This window comes from Pseudomonas tructae (assembly GCF_004214895.1).
GTDB lineage: Bacteria > Pseudomonadota > Gammaproteobacteria > Pseudomonadales > Pseudomonadaceae > Aquipseudomonas > Aquipseudomonas tructae.
In genome coordinates, this window is the sequence record NZ_CP035952.1 from 1,053,938 (window position 1) to 1,070,318 (window position 16,381).

The window sequence follows — 16,381 nt, forward strand, 5'->3', positions numbered from 1 at the left end:
CTGCGCATGCAGGTAGGGGTTTTGTCTTTCTTGCGTTTGCCTCGACTGTAGGAGCGGGCTTGCCCCGCGATAGCATTCTGTCAGCCACATCGCATCGCGGGGCAAGCCCGCTCCCACCGTGCCGCTCCTTCCAAGCCTTCCATGATAAGGTTCTTTCAAGTTCGCCAGCCCCCAGGGAAGCTCCATGCCACACAGCCAGACTCTTCAACCAGGTTTCATGGTGGTTCACGGCAACCGCCTGGATGAACTGCGCAGCCTGGTGGTGAGCTGGATGCGCCGCTACCCGCTGGCACCGCTGGAAAACGAAATCGCCCTGGTGCAGAGCAACGGCATCGCCCAATGGCTGAAGCTGGCCCTGGCCGAAGATCCTCAGGACGATGACCAGGGTGGCTGCGGCATTGCCGCCGCAGTCGAGGTGCAACTGCCGGGCAGTTTCATGTGGCAGTTGTACCGTAAAGTGCTGGGCCGCGAAGAAATTCCCGAGGTGTCGCTGCTCGACAAGGCGCCACTGACCTGGCGTCTGATGCGCCTGCTGCCCGAAGTCATCGAAAAACCGCATTTCGAGCCCTTGCAGCGCTTTCTCACCGACGACAGCGACCTGCGCAAGCGCTACCAGTTGGCCGAGCGGCTGGCTGACCTGTTCGACCAATATCAGGTGTATCGCGCCGACTGGCTCAAGGACTGGGCCGCTGGCCGCCACGTGCTCAACAGCGCCCGCGGCGAATCCCGGCCGCTGCCACCTGCCAATTGCTGGCAGGCAGAGCTATGGCGGGCCTTGCTGCTGGATGTCGGTGAAGAGGGCATGGCCCAGAGCCGCGCCGGCGTTCATCAACGCTTCATCGAGCGGATCAACAGCCTGGAGCAGGCCCCACCCGGTTTACCGTCACGGGTCATTGTCTTCGGTATCTCGTCGCTGCCTGCCCAGGCGCTGGAGGCGCTGGCAGGCCTGGCCCGCTTCAGCCAGGTGCTGCTCTGCGTGCACAACCCCTGCCGCCACCACTGGGCCGACATCGTTGCCGACAAGGACCTGCTGCGCCATCAATACAAGCGCCAGCAACGCAAACAGGGCATGCCCAGCCTGATCGATGCCCAGGCCCTGCACCAGCACGCGCATCCCTTGCTGGCTGCCTGGGGCAAGCAAGGCCGTGACTACATCAACCTGCTCGACAGCTACGACGACCCCGGCAGTTACCGCGCAGCCTTCAGCGATGGGCGTATCGACCTGTTCAGTGACAGTGAACCGCACACCCTGCTCAACCAGTTACAGGACGACATTCTTGAGTTGCGTCCGCTGGCCGAAACCCGCGAACGCTGGCCCGAGGTCGCTCCAGGCAAAGATCGCTCGGTACGTTTTCACGTTGGCCACAGCCCGCAGCGTGAAGTGGAAATCCTCCACGACCAGTTGCTCGCACGCTTCAGCGCCGATCCTGCCCTGCGCCCCCGGGACATCATCGTCATGCTCCCGGACATCAATACCTACGCGCCGCACATTCGCGCCGTGTTTGGCCAGCTGGACCGCAACGATCCGCGTTTCATCCCCTTCACCCTGACCGACCAGGGCCAGCGTGGTCGCGACCCGCTGCTGATTGCCCTGGAACACCTGCTCAAGTTGCCCGACAGCCGATTCGCCGTCAGCGAGATCCTCGACTTGCTCGATGTACCTGCGCTGCGTGCGCGCTTCGCCATCAAGCAAAGCGACCTGCCGACCCTGCACCGCTGGATCGAAGGCGCCGGTATTCGCTGGGGCCTGAACGCCGAGCAACGTGCCGGCCTCGGTTTGCCGGCCGAGCTTGAGCAGAACAGCTGGCGCTTTGGTTTGCGCCGCATGCTGCTGGGTTACGCTGTGGGTGTTGGCCAAGGCTGCGATGGCATCGAGCCGTTTGATGAAATCGGTGGCCTGGATGCTGCCTTGATCGGCCCTCTGGTGGCCCTGCTCGATGCCCTGGAAATCGCCCACGAACAATTGTCCCGGGTGGCCACTGCCAACGAGTGGGGCGAGCGTCTGCATGCCTTGCTGCAAGTGTTCTTTCTCGCCGAAACCGAGCATGACGACTACCTGCTGGTGCAGTTGCAGACCCTGCGCGAAACCTGGCTGCAGACCTGCGAGTCGGTCGGCCTGCAAGACCTGCTACCACTCACCGTGGTCCGTGAGGCCTGGCTGGCCGGGCTTGACCAGGGCCGCCTGTCCCAGCGTTTTCTGGCCGGCTCGGTGAACTTCTGCACCCTGATGCCCATGCGCGCGATCCCGTTCAAGGTGGTCTGCCTGCTGGGCATGAACGATGGCGACTATCCGCGTGCGCAACCGCCGCTGGACTTCGACCTGATGGGCAGCGACTACCGACCAGGGGATCGTTCGCGGCGTGAGGATGACCGTTACCTGTTGCTCGAAGCGCTACTGTCGGCCCGTGACCAGCTGTACGTCAGCTGGGTCGGGCGTAGCATCCGCGACAACAGCGAACGCCCGGCTTCGGTGCTGATCGGTCAATTGCGTGATCATCTGGCTGCGGGTTGGCGTCTGGCCGGCGCCGAGATCGGCGGCAAGCACAATGCCGGCGAACAGTTGCTGCATGCGCTAACGGTGGAGCATCCACTGCAGCCCTTTAGTGGCCGCTACTTCCACAAGGGCAGCAGCCTGTTCAGCTATGCCCGGGAGTGGCGCACCTTGCATGTGCCTGGCGATCAACAAACGCCAGCGGATGAACTGCCACCTTACAGTAGCGATGAAGCACTGACCCTGACTCAGTTGCAGGACTTTCTCCGCCATCCGGTACGACACTTCTTCAGCCAGCGGTTGAAAGTGTTCTTCGAGTCGGTGGAAGCACCCTTGGCCGATGAAGAGCCCTTTGTCCTCGACGCCCTGCAGCGCTACAGCTTGAGTGAAAGCCTGCTGGCTGCAGCCCTGGCCGAGCCGAAGGACAGCGAGCGGGCATTGACCACCCAGGCCCGACGCCTGCAGGGTTGCGGGCTGTTGCCGCTGGCCGGTTTCGGTGAGTGCCTGCAGGCTGAACTGATCGAGCCATTGCCCGACCTGCTGCAACGTTATCAACAGTTGCTGCAGCAATGGCCGTTGCCTGTGGATAACGCCGTGCCGATCCGTTTCGAGTACCGCCAGCTCAAGCTTGAAGGCTGGTTGGGCCGGGTCTACCAGCGCGACGATGAATCGCTGTTGAGCATTACCACCTTGCCCAATGGCATCAGCAGCGGCCGTACCCTCAAATGGCACCGCCTGACCTCGACCTGGGTCATGCACCTGGCTGCCTGTGCGGTTGGCTTGCAGTTGCATAGCGCGGTGGTCGCCACAGATGTCACGCTGTTGCTTGCGCCCCTGGAGCAGGCAACAGCGGCTGAACTGTTGGGTGATTTGTTGCTGGCCCGCCAAGCGGGTATGAACGCACCCTTGCCGGTGGCGGTGAAGACCGCATTCGCCTGGCTGGCCCAGAGCGATGCCGACAAGGCCCTGACGGCTGCGGCCAAGGCCTACGATGGCGATGGCCAGAACACCTTCGGTGAGCGCAGTGAAAGCACTGCGCTGGCCCGTCAGTTCAGCGATTTCGCGGCGCTTGCAGCCAGTGAAGAGTTCGAAGGTTGGTGCGAAGCCCTGTACCGTCCGATGTTCGAAGCACCCTGGCAGACGCTGGGCAAAGAGGAGAGCGCTCGATGAGCCTTGCTGTTGCTCCAGCCCCCCTGGCCCTGACCTTTCCCCTGCACGGCAGCCAGTTGATCGAGGCCAGTGCCGGCACCGGCAAGACCTTCACCATCTCGGCGCTGTACCTGCGCCTGGTGCTCGGCCATGGCGGCGAGCAGGGTTTTGGTCGCGAGCTGCTGCCGCCACAGATCCTGGTAGTGACCTTTACCGACGCCGCCACCAAGGAGCTGCGTGAACGCATCCGCACCCGCCTGGCGCAAGCTGCGCGCTACTTTCGGGGCGAGTTGAGTGACGCCGATCCCTTGCTTGAGCAATTGCGCGATGACTATGAGCCGTCGGTGTGGGCCAGTTGTGCCAACCGCCTGGACGTAGCCGCACAGTGGATGGACGAAGCAGCGGTGTCGACCATCCACAGTTGGTGCCAGCGCATGCTGCGCGAGCACGCGTTCGACAGTGGCAGCCTGTTTACCCAGACCCTGGAAACCGACCACAGCGATCTGCTGGGCCAGGTCATGCGTGATTACTGGCGCCGTTTCTGCTACAGCATGCAAGGTGATGCGCTGGCCTGGGTGCGTGCCAATTGGCTCAGCCCCGCAGCCTTGCTGCCACGCGTCCGCGCCCTGTTCGGCCGTCAGCGCATTGAGAGCAATGACGAAGAGCCGCAGGCGCTGATCGAGGCGGTGCTGCAACAACGTACCGAACTGCTGCACACGCTCAAGGCGCCTTGGGCGCAATGGTCTGGCGAGTTGCTGCAGATCTGCCGTGACGGCCTGGCCGCCAAGCTGGTCGACGGGCGCAAGATGCAGGCGCGTTACTTTGAGCCCTGGTGCGAAAAGCTCAAGGCCTGGGCAGAGGACGATCAGGCGCTGGAACTGGACCTGGGTACCGGCTTCAGCCGCTTTACCCGCGCCGGCATGGCCGAAGCCTGGAAGGGCGAGCCGCCCGTGCACCCGGCACTGCAGGCGATGGAAAGTCTGCGCGACCAGCTTCAGGGCTTGCCCACGCCAGACGCCTGTCTGCTCGAACATGCTGCCGCCTGGGTCGGCGCACGCTTTGAACAGGAAAAGCGCCGCCGCGCCGAGATGGGTTTTGACGACATGCTCCTGCGCCTGGACCACGCGTTGCGCGGTGATGCCGGTGAGCGCCTGGCCGGGTTGATCCGCGAGCAGTTCCCGGTGGCCCTGATCGACGAATTCCAGGACACCGACCCGGTGCAGTACCGGATCTTCCAGCGTATCTATCGGATTGAAGAGAACCTGCGCGATACCGGCCTGTTCCTGATCGGCGATCCCAAGCAGGCGATCTATGCCTTCCGCGGTGCCGACATCTTCACCTACCTGGGCGCACGCCGGGCCACGGCCGGACGCCTGCACAGCCTCGATACCAATTACCGTTCGAGCCAGGCCATGGTCACGGCGGTCAACCATGTGTTCATGCAGGCCGAAGTGCGCGAGCAGGGCCGTGGCGCCTTCCTGTTCCGTGACGGCAGCGACAACCCGGTGCCGTTCCTTGAGGTCATGGCCCAGGGCCGCAGCGAGCAGTTTCAGGTTGATGGCGCGCCACTGGCGGCACTCAACCTCTGGCAACTGAGCAGTGAAGAGCCGGTGTCCGGCGCCGTTTATCGTCAGCAACTGGCCGCCAGCTGCGCCAGCCAGATCGTCGCCTTGCTCAATGGCGGACAGCAGGGGCGCAGTGGTTTCCTTCGGGCCGACCAGTCGCTGCGCGGCTGCCTGCCCTCGGACATTGCCATTCTGGTGCGCGACGGCCGCGAGGCGCAGTTGATTCGTGAAGAGTTGGCAGCCCGCGATGTGCGCAGCGTATACCTGTCGGACAAGGACTCGGTGTTCGCCGCCCAGGAAGCCCACGACCTGCTGGCCTGGCTCAAAGCCTGCGCCGAGCCGGATGCCGAGCGCCTGCTCAAGGCGGCGCTGGCGAGCATTACCCTCAACCTGCCGCTCAGCGCCCTGGCGCAACTGAACCAGGATGAGCGGGTGTGGGAGCGCTGGGTCATGCGGTTTCGTCAGTACCGGCTGATCTGGCGCAGCCAGGGTGTGCTGCCGATGCTGCGGCATCTATTGCACGACTTTGATCTGCCCCAGGTGTTGATGGCTCGCAGTGATGGCGAGCGGGTGCTGACCAACCTGCTGCACCTGGCTGAGCTGCTGCAACAAGCTGCCACCGAACTGGATGGCGAGCAGGCATTGATTCGTCACCTGGGCGAACACCTGGCCAGTTCCGGCCAGGCCGGCGAAGAGCAGATCCTGCGTCTGGAAAGTGATGAGCAACTGGTCAAGGTGGTCACCATCCACAAGTCCAAGGGCCTGGAGTATCCCTTGGTGTTCCTGCCCTTCATCTGCACCAGCAAGCCTGTGGATGGCTCGCGCTTGCCGCTGGCCTGGCACGACAGCGAGGGCCAGGCGCACTTGACCCTGACCCCGGCTGCCGAACAGATCGCCCTGGCCGACGACGAACGCCTGGCCGAAGACCTGCGCCTGCTGTACGTCGCCCTGACCCGCGCCCAGCATGCGTGCTGGCTTGGTGTCGCCGATCTCAAACGCGGTACCGGCAAGACCTCGACCTTGCATCGCTCGGCGCTCGGTTATCTGCTGGGCGGCGGCAGCGCCTTGCCGGCCTCGACCCAGTTGGGCGAATGGCTACAGGCCCTGCAGTCCGGTTGTCCGGCCATCGCTTGCATCGAGCGCCCAGCGGCAGATGAGCAGGCCTACAGCGCCCCGCGCAACCAGGCCGAACTGCTGCCGGCGCGCCAGCCCAAGCGCCGGGCTGCGGAAAACTGGTGGATCGCATCCTACAGCGCCCTTCGCATTGGCGAAGAGGCCATGACCCTGGCGGCCGACAGCTCCCAGGCGCAGCAACTGCTCGATGACGAGCGGCCCGACCTGCAGCAACTGCGTGAAGTCATGCCTGGCAGTGGCGATATTCACCGCTTCCCCCGCGGGCCGAACCCGGGCACCTTTCTCCATGGCTTGCTCGAATGGGCCGGCCATGAAGGCTTCGCCCAGGTCAGTGCCAACCCCGAGCAGTTGACCCGCACCGTTGGCCAGCGCTGCAACCGCCGCGACTGGACCGGCTGGATCCCGACCCTCAGCCAGTGGTTGCAGCATCTGCTCGAGCAGCCCATGGCCCTGGCGCCAGGCAGTTCGCCACTGTCCTTGAGCCAGTTGCGCGGCTACCAGATCGAAATGGAATTCTGGTTCGCCAGCCATAAGGTCGATGTCGGCAGGCTCGATCAACTGGTGTGCGAGCACACCCATCAGGGGGTTGCCCGCCTGGCGGCGCAACCGGCCCAGCTCAATGGCATGTTCAAGGGCTTTATCGACCTGGCCTTCGAGCATGAGGGCCGCTACTACGTGGCGGATTACAAATCCAACTGGCTCGGCCCTGATCACCAGGCCTACAGTGAACTGGCCATGGAAGGGGCGATCCTCAGCCATCGCTACGACCTGCAATACGTGCTCTACCTGTTGGCCCTGCACCGCCAGTTGCGTGCGCGCCTGCCTGGTTATGACTACGACCAGCACGTCGGCGGCGCGTTGTTCATCTTTTTGCGCGGTGTCGAGTCGGCATCGCGCGGCCTGTATTTCGTCAAGCCACCGCGTGAGCTGATCGAGCGGCTCGATGCACTGTTCCGTGGCGTCAGCGCCCCGCAACAACATGACCTGTTCTTCGGAGACGCACCATGAGCCGTAGCCTCGATGACCTGTTGCCGACGCCACTGGATGCCCGCCATCTGGCCGCACTGGCACCATTGAGCAAGGGCGAGGACCTGCTGGCCTTGCTCGATCGCTGGGTCGAGCGAGGCTGGCTGCGAGCCCTGGACCGCGCCTTCGTGAGTTTTCTGGGGGAGCGCGAACCTGGTGGCGAGCCTTTGGTGCTGCTGGCGGCGGCCTTGGCCAGTCATCAACTGGGCCACGGCCATGTCTGCCTGGACCTGCAAGCGACGTTGGCCGAACCGGATTTTGCCCTGTCGTTGCCGCCCGAAGGCGACGCCCTGGCCGGGCCTTTGCTATTGCCGTCGCAATTGCTTGAACGCCTGGAGCTCGACACCTGGCTGCAGCAGCTGCGCCGCAGCCGCCTGGTAGCTCAGGGCAACAGCGAGCAAGACAGCGCGCGGCCACTGGTGCTCAATGGCCAGCGCCTGTACCTGCGCCGTTACTGGGCTTACGAGCGTCGAATCGACAACGCCTTGCGCGAGCGCCTGCAGCAGGTCGAGCCAACCCCGGCGGATCTGACGGCACGCCTGGGGCAATTGTTCGAAAGTGCTGCCCCGAGCGGCCAGGTCGACTGGCAGAAGCTGGCCTGCGCCCTGGCCACCCGCAGTGCCTTCAGCATCATTACCGGAGGCCCTGGCACCGGTAAGACCACCACCGTGGTGCGGTTGCTGGCTCTGCTGCAATCGCCCGCCGTCGAAGCCGGTCGCCCGCTGCGTATTCGCCTGGCGGCGCCGACCGGCAAGGCTGCAGCACGCCTGACCGAGTCCATCGGCCAACAGGTGGAGCGCCTGGCGGTGGCCGCTGATGTACGCCAGAACATTCCTACCGATGTTTCCACGGTTCACCGTCTGCTCGGCAGTCGCCCGGGCTCGCGGCATTTTCGCCACCATGCTGGCAACCCCTTGCCGCTGGATGTGCTGGTGGTCGACGAAGCGTCGATGATCGACCTGGAAATGATGGCCAACCTGCTTGGCGCCTTGCCGCCCCATGCGCGCCTGGTGCTGCTGGGTGACAAGGACCAGTTGGCTTCGGTCGAGGCCGGTGCGGTACTCGGTGACCTGTGCCGCGATGCCGAAGCCGGGCGTTACAGCCCCCAGACTCAGGCCTGGCTGGAGCAGGTCAGTGGTGCCCCCCTGGTCGGCAGCGAACTGCTGCCTGGCACTGTCGATGAGTATCCGCTGGCGCAGCAAGTGGTGATGCTGCGCTTTTCGCGGCGCTTCGGCGAAGGCAGCGGCATTGGCCAGCTGGCGCGCCTGGTCAACCGCCAGGAGGCCGATCAGGCCCGAGCCCTGCTCAACCAGAAGCAGGACGATGTGTTTGCCCTGAGCCTGCGCAGTGAACAGGACCGCACTTTCGATCGCCTGCTGCTCGAAGGCCTGGGCCGCGGTAGTGACGGGCCCCAGGGTTATCGCAGCTACCTGCAGACCCTGCGCCAGCAGCGCCCGCCACTGGCCACGCCGGTGGACGATCCGCGCTGGGAAACCTGGGCCCTGCAGGTGCTGCAGGGCTTTGAAACCTTCCAGTTGCTGTGCGCCGTGCGCAAGGGGCCCTGGGGTGTAGAAGGCTTGAACCAGCGGGTCAGCCGAGTGCTTGGCGGCGCTGGGTTGATCGATAGCGAGCAGCCCTGGTACGAAGGTCGGCCGGTACTGATGACCCGTAACGATTATGGCTTGGGCCTGATGAACGGTGACGTTGGCATCGCCCTACGCCTGCCCGATGAGCAGCATGAAGGGCAGCAGGTACTGCGTGTGGCCTTTGCCCGTAACGATGGGAAAGGCGGTGTGCGGTTCGTTCTGCCCAGTCGGCTCAACGAGGTCGAGACGGTATTTGCCATGACCGTGCACAAGTCCCAGGGCTCAGAGTTCACCCACACGGCGCTGGTGCTGCCCGATACCCTCAATCCGGTGTTGACCAAGGAATTGATCTACACCGGTATCACCCGGGCCAAGACCTGTTTTAGTTTGATCGAGCCGCGCCTGGGTGTATTCGAGGACGCGGTGCGGCGTAAGGTCAAACGCATTTCAGGGTTGATGCTGGAACAGGTATGACTAGGGCGATTCAGCCTTTTACCGGATCGCCGCCGGGCAGCTCCCTCGCTGGAAAATCGGGCGCTGTGCTATCGTTGCGGCATCATCCTGCATGGTTTTAAGAGATTTCCTTCATGAATGTGGCCGCCCCGAGATCGGGACGTGTGACGACTCTGACGCGCCCGCTGCTGGCCGCGTTGCTGTTGCTGTTAGGCGCACAGGCCCGGGCTGAATCCGCGGCCACCGCCAATCTTGCCGAGCAGCGGGCCGAAGCGGTCACACAGGTGGTGCTGGGGATCCTTAGCTATGCACGCTGGCCGGTGGAGCCGGCGCAATTGCGCCTGTGCCTGATCGGTCCAACCGAATACGCCGACGACCTGGTCAAGGGCACCACCCAGGCCACTGGCCGCCCGGTGCTGGTGCGCCGCTTGCTGGCCGATGACCCGCGCATTGCCAATGAATGCGATGCTATCTATATCGGCACGCTCAGCCAGAATGAACGTACGCGGCTGTTCAGTGCGCTCAGCGGTCATCCGGTACTGAGCATGAGCGAGGCGGACGACCCGTGCACGGTGGGCAGCCTGTTCTGCCTGCGGGTCAGCGACCGCCAGGTGGCGTTTGATGTCAACCTCGACTCGGTGGCACGCAGTGGCGTGCGTATTCACCCCAGTGTGCTGCAGCTGTCGCGGCGGCGGGCGGCGCAACCATGATGGGCTTTGGCAAGGCGCGCGAGCGTCCGACCCTGCGTGCGGTGCTGGGCCGCCGTCATCTGAGCGTGGCACTGCTGGCGGTGGGCCTTGCCGGGGTATCGCTGACCCTGCTCGGGGTTCTGGCCCTGCGCGTGTACGCCAATCACAACCTGCACCTGATTGCCCGCTCGATCAATTACACCGTCGAAGCCGCTGTGGTGTTCAACGACGCGGATGTGGCCAATGAGGCGCTGGCGCTGATTGCTGCCACGGAAGAGGTGGCCGATGCCAAGGTCTTCGATGACAACGGTGCGCTGCTGGCCCGTTGGCAGCGCAGCGAAGACGGCTTGCTGGCGCAGGCCGAGCAGTTGATCGCCCGCAGCCTGCTGGAAGAGCCGATCATCATGCCGGTGTTGCACCAGGGCCAGCAGGTCGGGCGCATCGAACTGGTGGGCCAGGGTGGCAGCCTGGTGCGTTTTCTGCTCAGTGGCCTGGCCGGGATCCTGCTGTGCATGGCGCTCAGTGCCTTCAGCGCGCTGTACCTGTCGCGGCGAATGTTCGGTGATATCGTCGTGCCGCTGCGCAGCCTGGCCAGTGTTGCCCATGCCGCACGCCGCGAACGCAGCTTCGATCGGCGGGTGCCGCCAGCGTCGATCGCCGAGCTCAATGAGCTGGGCAACGACTTCAATGCCTTGCTCGATGAGCTGGAGTCCTGGCAGAGCCACCTGCAAAGCGAGAACGAAAGCCTGGCCCACCAGGCTAGCCACGACAGCCTCACCGGCCTGCCGAACCGGGCATTTTTCGAGGGCCGCCTGAGCCGGACCCTGCGCAATGCCGCCAAGCATCAGGAACACCTGGCGCTGCTGTTTCTCGACAGCGACAACTTCAAGGAGGTCAATGACAACTTCGGCCATGCCGCTGGCGATGAAGTATTGATCAGCGTGGCCACGCGGGTGCGCGCGCAGCTTCGGGAAAACGACCTGGTGGCGCGTTTGGGCGGCGACGAATTCGCGGTGCTGCTGGCACCGCTGCACAAGCGCGAAGATGCGCTGCGCATTGCCGAAAAGATTGCGGCCAGCATGAAACTGCCGATCCGCCTCAGTGAAGGGCGCAGCATCATCACGTCGCTGAGCATTGGCATTGCCTATTTTCCCGACGACGGCTTGAGCCCGTCCGACTTGCTCAATGCCGCCGATGCGGCGATGTATCAGGCCAAGCGTAATTTGCGTGGCCAGGGCGACATGGCAGAGACGGAGCGCTCTGCCCATCACGTAAAAAACAGGAGCTGAACCGTGATTCACCTAAGCCAACGTCTACGTTTTCACTTTGTCTGCCTGGCCCTGGCGCTGTTTGCCCTGGGTGGCTGTCAGAGCGTGCCGCCCAAAGGCCTGAGCGCCGAACAGATTGCCCTGCTCAAGCAACAGGGCTTCCAGCTTACCGATGAAGGCTGGGAGTTCGGCCTGTCGAGCAAAGTGCTATTCGGCAGCGATGTCGACACCCTCAACGCCCAAAGCAAGGCCATCGTCGAGCGCATTGGCAAGTCGCTGCTGTCGGTGAACATCCAGCGCGTACGCGTCGATGGCCACACCGATGCCTCGGGCCGCGCGGCCTACAACGAGCAGTTGTCCAAGCGCCGGGCGCAGAGCGTGGCCAATGTCCTGATTGGCGTCGGCATGCGCGCCGAGAACGTCGAAACCCGTGGTCTTGGCAGCAACGAACCGGTGGCCAGCAATGACACCCGCGCCGGCCGCCTGGAAAACCGCCGGGTATCGATCGTGGTCGCCTCCGACTGAGTCAGTCGGCAAAGCTCATCGAGCGCGACTCGCCCATCAGCAGCGGGGCGTTGCGCTCGGTGACGTCGCGGATGTAGTCCCATAGCAGGGTGATCCGTTTCAACTTCCTCAAGTCTTCCCGGCAATACATCCAGAACTGCCGGGTAATCTCCACTTCCTGCGGCAGTATCGCCACCAGGCGCGGGTCTTGTGCGGCCAGAAAACACGGCAGTATCGCCAGCCCGCGACCCTGTTGGGCCGCCACGTACTGGGCGATCACGCTGGTGCTGCGCAGGTTGGCGCTGGCGGCCGGGATCAGGTTGGCCAGGTACAGAAGCTCGGAGCTGAAGGCCAGGTCGTCGACGTAGCTGATGAATTGATGCCGGGCCAGGTCGCTGCTGCGGGTGATCGGCTCGTGGCTGTCCAGGTACGCTTGGGTGGCGTACAGGCGCAGGCGGTAGTCGCACAGCTTGCAGCACACGTATGGCCCGTGTTCCGGGCGCTCCAGGGCGATGACGATGTCGGCCTCGCGCTTGGACAGGCTGATGAAGTGCGGCAGCGGCAGGATGTCTACCGAGATCGCCGGGTAGGCATCGACGAAGTGGCTCAGTTGCGGGGTGACGAAGAAACTGCCAAAACCTTCGGTGCAGCCCATGCGCACGTGCCCCGACAGCGCCACGCCAGAGCCGGACACCTGCTCGCAGGCCATGTGCAGGGTGCTTTCGATCGACTCGGCATAGCTGAGCAGGCGCTGGCCTTCGGCGGTGAGGACAAAGCCGTTGGTCCGCGACTTTTCGAACAATAAGGTGCCCAGCGCCACCTCCAGCGAACTGATCCGCCGCGACACCGTGGTGTAGTCGACACCCAGGCGCTTGGCCGCGCTGCTGGCCTTGCGGGTACGCGCCACTTCGAGAAAGAATTTCAGGTCATCCCAGTTCAGCGAGCCCAGGGAGGTGATGTTTTTTTGCATGTTGGTCCGGCTTTTATGTGCGTTCTTATTAGATGTTTGCACATCTATACTCCAAAAAAGCCCTGGACCCAAGCGCTCGCCGTGGCTGACCCGGTGGCGTCTTCTCTTCCTAACAACAATTTCAGGAGAACGCAGATGAACGCATCCCTTACTCCCGGCCAGACCAAGGTCGAGCAGGTCAAGCTGTTGATCGACGGCCAGTGGGTCGAGTCGAAAACCAGCGAATGGCGTGACGTGGTCAACCCGGCCACCCAGCAAGTGCTGGCCCGCGTACCTTTTGCCACCGCCGAAGAAGTCGATGCCGCCATCGCTGCGGGTCAGCGGGCGTTCAAGACCTGGCGCGACACCCCGATCGGTGCACGCATGCGCATCATGCTCAAGCTGCAGGCGCTGATTCGCGAACACTCGAAGAAAATTGCCGTAGTCCTCAGTGCCGAGCAGGGCAAGACCATTGCCGATGCCGAAGGCGATATCTTCCGCGGCCTGGAAGTGGTCGAGCATGCCTGCAGTATCGGCAGCCTGCAGATGGGCGAGTTCGCCGAGAACGTTGCCGGCGGCGTCGATACCTACACCTTGCGCCAGCCGATCGGCGTCTGTGCCGGCATCACCCCGTTCAACTTCCCGGCGATGATCCCGTTGTGGATGTTCCCGATGGCCATCGTCTGCGGCAACACCTTCGTGCTCAAGCCGTCCGAGCAGGACCCGCTGTCGACCATGATGCTGGTGGAGCTGGCGCTCGAAGCCGGCGTGCCGGCCGGCGTGCTCAACGTCGTGCATGGCGGCAAGCAGGTGGTCGATGCCCTGTGCACCCACAGCGACATCAAGGCGATTTCCTTCGTCGGCTCCACCGAAGTCGGCACCCACGTCTACAACCTGGCGGGCCAGCACGGCAAACGCGTGCAATCGATGATGGGCGCCAAGAACCACGCCGTGGTGCTGCCGGACGCCAACCGTACGCAAACCCTCAATGCCCTGGTCGGTGCCGGTTTCGGCGCGGCCGGCCAGCGCTGCATGGCTACGTCGGTGGCGGTACTGGTGGGCAAGGCCCGCGAGTGGCTGCCGGAGCTCAAGGAGCTGGCGACCAAGCTCAAGGTTAACGCTGGCAGCGAGCTGGGCACCGATGTCGGTCCGCTGATCTCCAAGCGCGCCAAGGAGCGGGTGCTGGGCTTGATCGAAAGCGGTATCAAAGAAGGCGCCACGCTTGAGCTCGATGGCCGCGAGGTCAGCGTGCCGGGCTACGAGCAGGGCAACTTCGTCGGCCCGACCCTGTTCTCCGGGGTGACCACCGACATGCAGATCTACACCCAGGAAATCTTCGGCCCGGTGCTGGTGGTGCTGGAAGTCGATACCCTCGATGAAGCCATCGCCCTGGTCAATCGCAACCCCTTCGGCAACGGCACCGGCCTGTTCACCCAGAGCGGCGCCGCAGCGCGCAAGTTCCAGAGCGAGATCGACGTTGGCCAGGTCGGCATCAACATCCCGATTCCAGTGCCGGTACCGTTCTTCAGCTTCACCGGTTCGCGTGGCTCCAAGCTGGGCGACCTGGGCCCGTACGGCAAACAGGTGGTGCAGTTCTACACTCAGACCAAGACCGTCACCAGCCGCTGGTTCGATGATGACAGCGTCAACGATGGCGTGAACACCACCATCAGCCTGCGCTAAGGAGCTCATCATGCGTATCGCATTCATCGGCCTGGGCAACATGGGCGCGCCCATGGCCCGCAACCTGATCAAGGCCGGGCATCAGCTGAACCTGTTCGATTTGAACAAGAGCGTGCTGGCCGAACTTGCCGAGCTCGGTGGGCAAATCAGCAGCTCGCCACGTGATGCCGCGCAGCACAGCGAACTGGTGATCACCATGCTGCCGGCTGCCGCCCATGTGCGCGGCGTGTACCTCAGCGAAGACGGCGTGCTGGCGGGTGTCAAAGCCGGAACGCCAGTGGTCGACTGCAGCACCATCGATCCACAGACTGCCCGTGACGTGGCGGCCGCAGCGGCCAAGCAAGGCGTTGACCTGGCTGACGCGCCGGTGTCAGGCGGTACCGGTGGCGCTGCGGCCGGCACCCTGACCTTCATGGTCGGGGCCAGTGCTGATCTGTTCGCCACCCTGCAGCCGGTGCTGGCGCAGATGGGCCGCAACATCGTTCACTGCGGCGAAGTCGGTACCGGGCAGATCGCCAAGATCTGCAACAACCTGCTGCTGGGCATCTCGATGATCGGCGTGTCCGAAGCCATGGCTCTGGGCAATGCGCTGGGCATCGACACCAAGGTACTGGCGGGCATCATCAACAGTTCTACCGGCCGCTGCTGGAGTTCGGACACCTACAACCCGTGGCCGGGCATCATCGAAACCGCCCCGGCGTCACGCGGTTACACCGGTGGTTTTGGTGCCGAGCTGATGCTCAAGGACCTGGGGCTGGCGACAGAGGCGGCACGCCAGGCGCATCAACCGGTGATTCTCGGCGCAGTAGCCCAACAGCTGTACCAGGCCATGAGCTTGCGCGGCGAGGGTGGCAAGGATTTCTCGGCGATTGTCGAAGGTTATCGCAAGCCCGAGTAAACAGAGCATCGCCAGCAAGGCTGGCTCCCACAGGTACTGCGCACACATCACTCTGTGGGAGCTGGCCTTGCCAGCGTTGTTACCTCCGATCCATGTGCACAAATTTCTTCAAGCAGATTTTCCATTGCCGATTACACTGGTGGAGTGGCCATTTGCGACCATTCGCAAGCGTGATGAAAATGGATCTTTCACCTAGCAGTCCCCGTCATGCTCAATGAAATCGCCCAGGCAACTGTCGAGCGATGGCTCCGGCGCAGGGTGTCAGTGCTGGTAACGGTAGGTGTTTTGCTCGGTGCCGATTCTATCCACGCAGCTGTGGAGCGACCTGAGGGAAAACCGATGGAAGATGTTTGCTCACTGGACGAGAACCTGCTGTCGTTTGAGCGCTATGTGCGTGACGTTGCGGGTGCGCGAATGGACCTTGATGCGGTTGCCGCTTTGCGTGGGCAGTTCACCGTCATCAAGGACGAACCCGCGATTGACGCCTTGTATTCATCCACCGATAAAGTCAGGTTTATCGGCCTGTCCAGAGAATGTACGGCAGCAGACGGCGTACACGTTCACTGGAACATTGCCTTGAGCGTCGATATGAAAGGCAACCCGGTCTTTCATCAATTTCTTCTTCTTTATAACTTCGAAGATTTGCTCGAGGGCCGTCGTGCCTTTTCGTTCGAGCACTTTCGTGGATCGGCAAAACACTACAGCCAGTTATTGTCGAAAGCCGCGGCGGGTGTCATGACGCAGGCCCAGTTTACCCAATATATGAACACACTCGGCGCGCTGCCCGTACCGGCTAGCGCTACGACTGGCCGTGACCAGTTCATCTACACCGTACCGGTGGCCGAGGACATGGCGTCGCGGATGGCAGCGTGGGATTTCAGTAAAACAATAACGGCCACTTACAATCAAAATCAGTTAGTCGTCGATGTCGTTGTGGATTGAGTGGACAGGTAGGTCTGGCGCGGTGTAACTCAACGGCAGGAACG

The 16,381-nt window shown here is 63.3% G+C and carries 10 protein-coding genes; 9 read left to right on the plus strand and 1 reads right to left on the minus strand.

The features are described from left to right. The first annotated feature begins 184 nt into the window (after positions 1-184). The 6 genes from recC (at position 185) to EXN22_RS04820 (ending at position 11,886) form a co-directional block, all read left to right on the plus strand. The gene (gene recC, locus EXN22_RS04795; RefSeq protein ID WP_130262988.1) at positions 185-3,661 is read left to right on the plus strand and encodes an exodeoxyribonuclease V subunit gamma; all 3,477 of its coding nucleotides are present in this window, start codon (positions 185-187) and stop codon (positions 3,659-3,661) included. Then, positions 3,658-7,347: an exodeoxyribonuclease V subunit beta gene (gene recB, locus EXN22_RS04800; RefSeq protein WP_130262989.1), complete on the plus strand. Its 3,690-nt coding sequence runs from the start codon at positions 3,658-3,660 to the stop codon at positions 7,345-7,347. Before recC ends, recB begins: the two co-directional genes overlap by 4 nt. Further along, positions 7,344-9,425 (plus strand): exodeoxyribonuclease V subunit alpha, encoded by a 2,082-nt coding sequence (gene recD / locus EXN22_RS04805; RefSeq protein ID WP_130262990.1) that lies wholly within the window; start codon positions 7,344-7,346, stop codon positions 9,423-9,425. The genes recB and recD overlap by 4 nt, the downstream gene beginning before the upstream one ends. Positions 9,426-9,538: 113 nt before the next feature. Then, positions 9,539-10,114 carry a YfiR family protein gene (locus EXN22_RS04810; RefSeq protein ID WP_130262991.1) on the plus strand — a complete coding sequence of 192 codons (576 nt, stop codon included), beginning with the start codon at positions 9,539-9,541 and terminating at the stop codon, positions 10,112-10,114. Next, a complete protein-coding gene (locus EXN22_RS04815; RefSeq protein WP_130266756.1) occupies positions 10,114-11,382 on the plus strand; it encodes a diguanylate cyclase domain-containing protein in 1,269 nt (422 codons plus the stop codon). Before EXN22_RS04810 ends, EXN22_RS04815 begins: the two co-directional genes overlap by 1 nt. Before the next feature lie 3 nt (positions 11,383-11,385). Further along, positions 11,386-11,886 carry an OmpA family protein gene (locus EXN22_RS04820; RefSeq protein WP_130262992.1) on the plus strand — a complete coding sequence of 167 codons (501 nt, stop codon included), beginning with the start codon at positions 11,386-11,388 and terminating at the stop codon, positions 11,884-11,886. A 1-nt stretch (position 11,887) separates the two neighbouring features. Here EXN22_RS04820 and EXN22_RS04825 read toward each other — a convergent pair whose 3' ends face one another. Further along, complete coding sequence (locus tag EXN22_RS04825; protein WP_130262993.1) at positions 11,888-12,835, minus strand: LysR family transcriptional regulator; 948 nt, start codon at positions 12,833-12,835, stop codon at positions 11,888-11,890. 135 nt (positions 12,836-12,970) lie between these two features. On the opposite strand from EXN22_RS04825, the gene EXN22_RS04830 reads away from it, so the two are divergent. The 3 genes from EXN22_RS04830 (at position 12,971) to EXN22_RS04840 (ending at position 16,337) form a co-directional block, all read left to right on the plus strand. After that, positions 12,971-14,497, plus strand: a complete 1,527-nt coding sequence (locus tag EXN22_RS04830; protein ID WP_130262994.1) for a CoA-acylating methylmalonate-semialdehyde dehydrogenase — start codon at positions 12,971-12,973, stop codon at positions 14,495-14,497. A gap of 10 nt (positions 14,498-14,507) precedes the next feature. Next, the gene (gene mmsB, locus EXN22_RS04835; RefSeq protein WP_130262995.1) at positions 14,508-15,395 is read left to right on the plus strand and encodes a 3-hydroxyisobutyrate dehydrogenase; all 888 of its coding nucleotides are present in this window, start codon (positions 14,508-14,510) and stop codon (positions 15,393-15,395) included. A gap of 207 nt (positions 15,396-15,602) precedes the next feature. After that, positions 15,603-16,337: a hypothetical protein gene (locus EXN22_RS04840; RefSeq protein WP_130262996.1), complete on the plus strand. Its 735-nt coding sequence runs from the start codon at positions 15,603-15,605 to the stop codon at positions 16,335-16,337. Positions 16,338-16,381 lie beyond the last annotated feature (44 nt).

Coding starts and splice junctions, on each gene's coding strand:
- mmsB (WP_130262995.1), top strand. CDS start 14,508: ATGCGTATCGCATTCATCGGCCTGGGCAACATGGGCGCGCCCATGGCC.
- EXN22_RS04815 (WP_130266756.1), top strand. CDS start 10,114: ATGGGCTTTGGCAAGGCGCGCGAGCGTCCGACCCTGCGTGCGGTGCTG.
- recD (WP_130262990.1), top strand. CDS start 7,344: ATGAGCCGTAGCCTCGATGACCTGTTGCCGACGCCACTGGATGCCCGC.
- recC (WP_130262988.1), top strand. CDS start 185: ATGCCACACAGCCAGACTCTTCAACCAGGTTTCATGGTGGTTCACGGC.
- EXN22_RS04840 (WP_130262996.1), top strand. CDS start 15,603: ATGCTCAATGAAATCGCCCAGGCAACTGTCGAGCGATGGCTCCGGCGC.
- EXN22_RS04825 (WP_130262993.1), bottom strand. CDS start 12,835: ATGCAAAAAAACATCACCTCCCTGGGCTCGCTGAACTGGGATGACCTG.
- EXN22_RS04830 (WP_130262994.1), top strand. CDS start 12,971: ATGAACGCATCCCTTACTCCCGGCCAGACCAAGGTCGAGCAGGTCAAG.
- recB (WP_130262989.1), top strand. CDS start 3,658: ATGAGCCTTGCTGTTGCTCCAGCCCCCCTGGCCCTGACCTTTCCCCTG.
- EXN22_RS04810 (WP_130262991.1), top strand. CDS start 9,539: ATGAATGTGGCCGCCCCGAGATCGGGACGTGTGACGACTCTGACGCGC.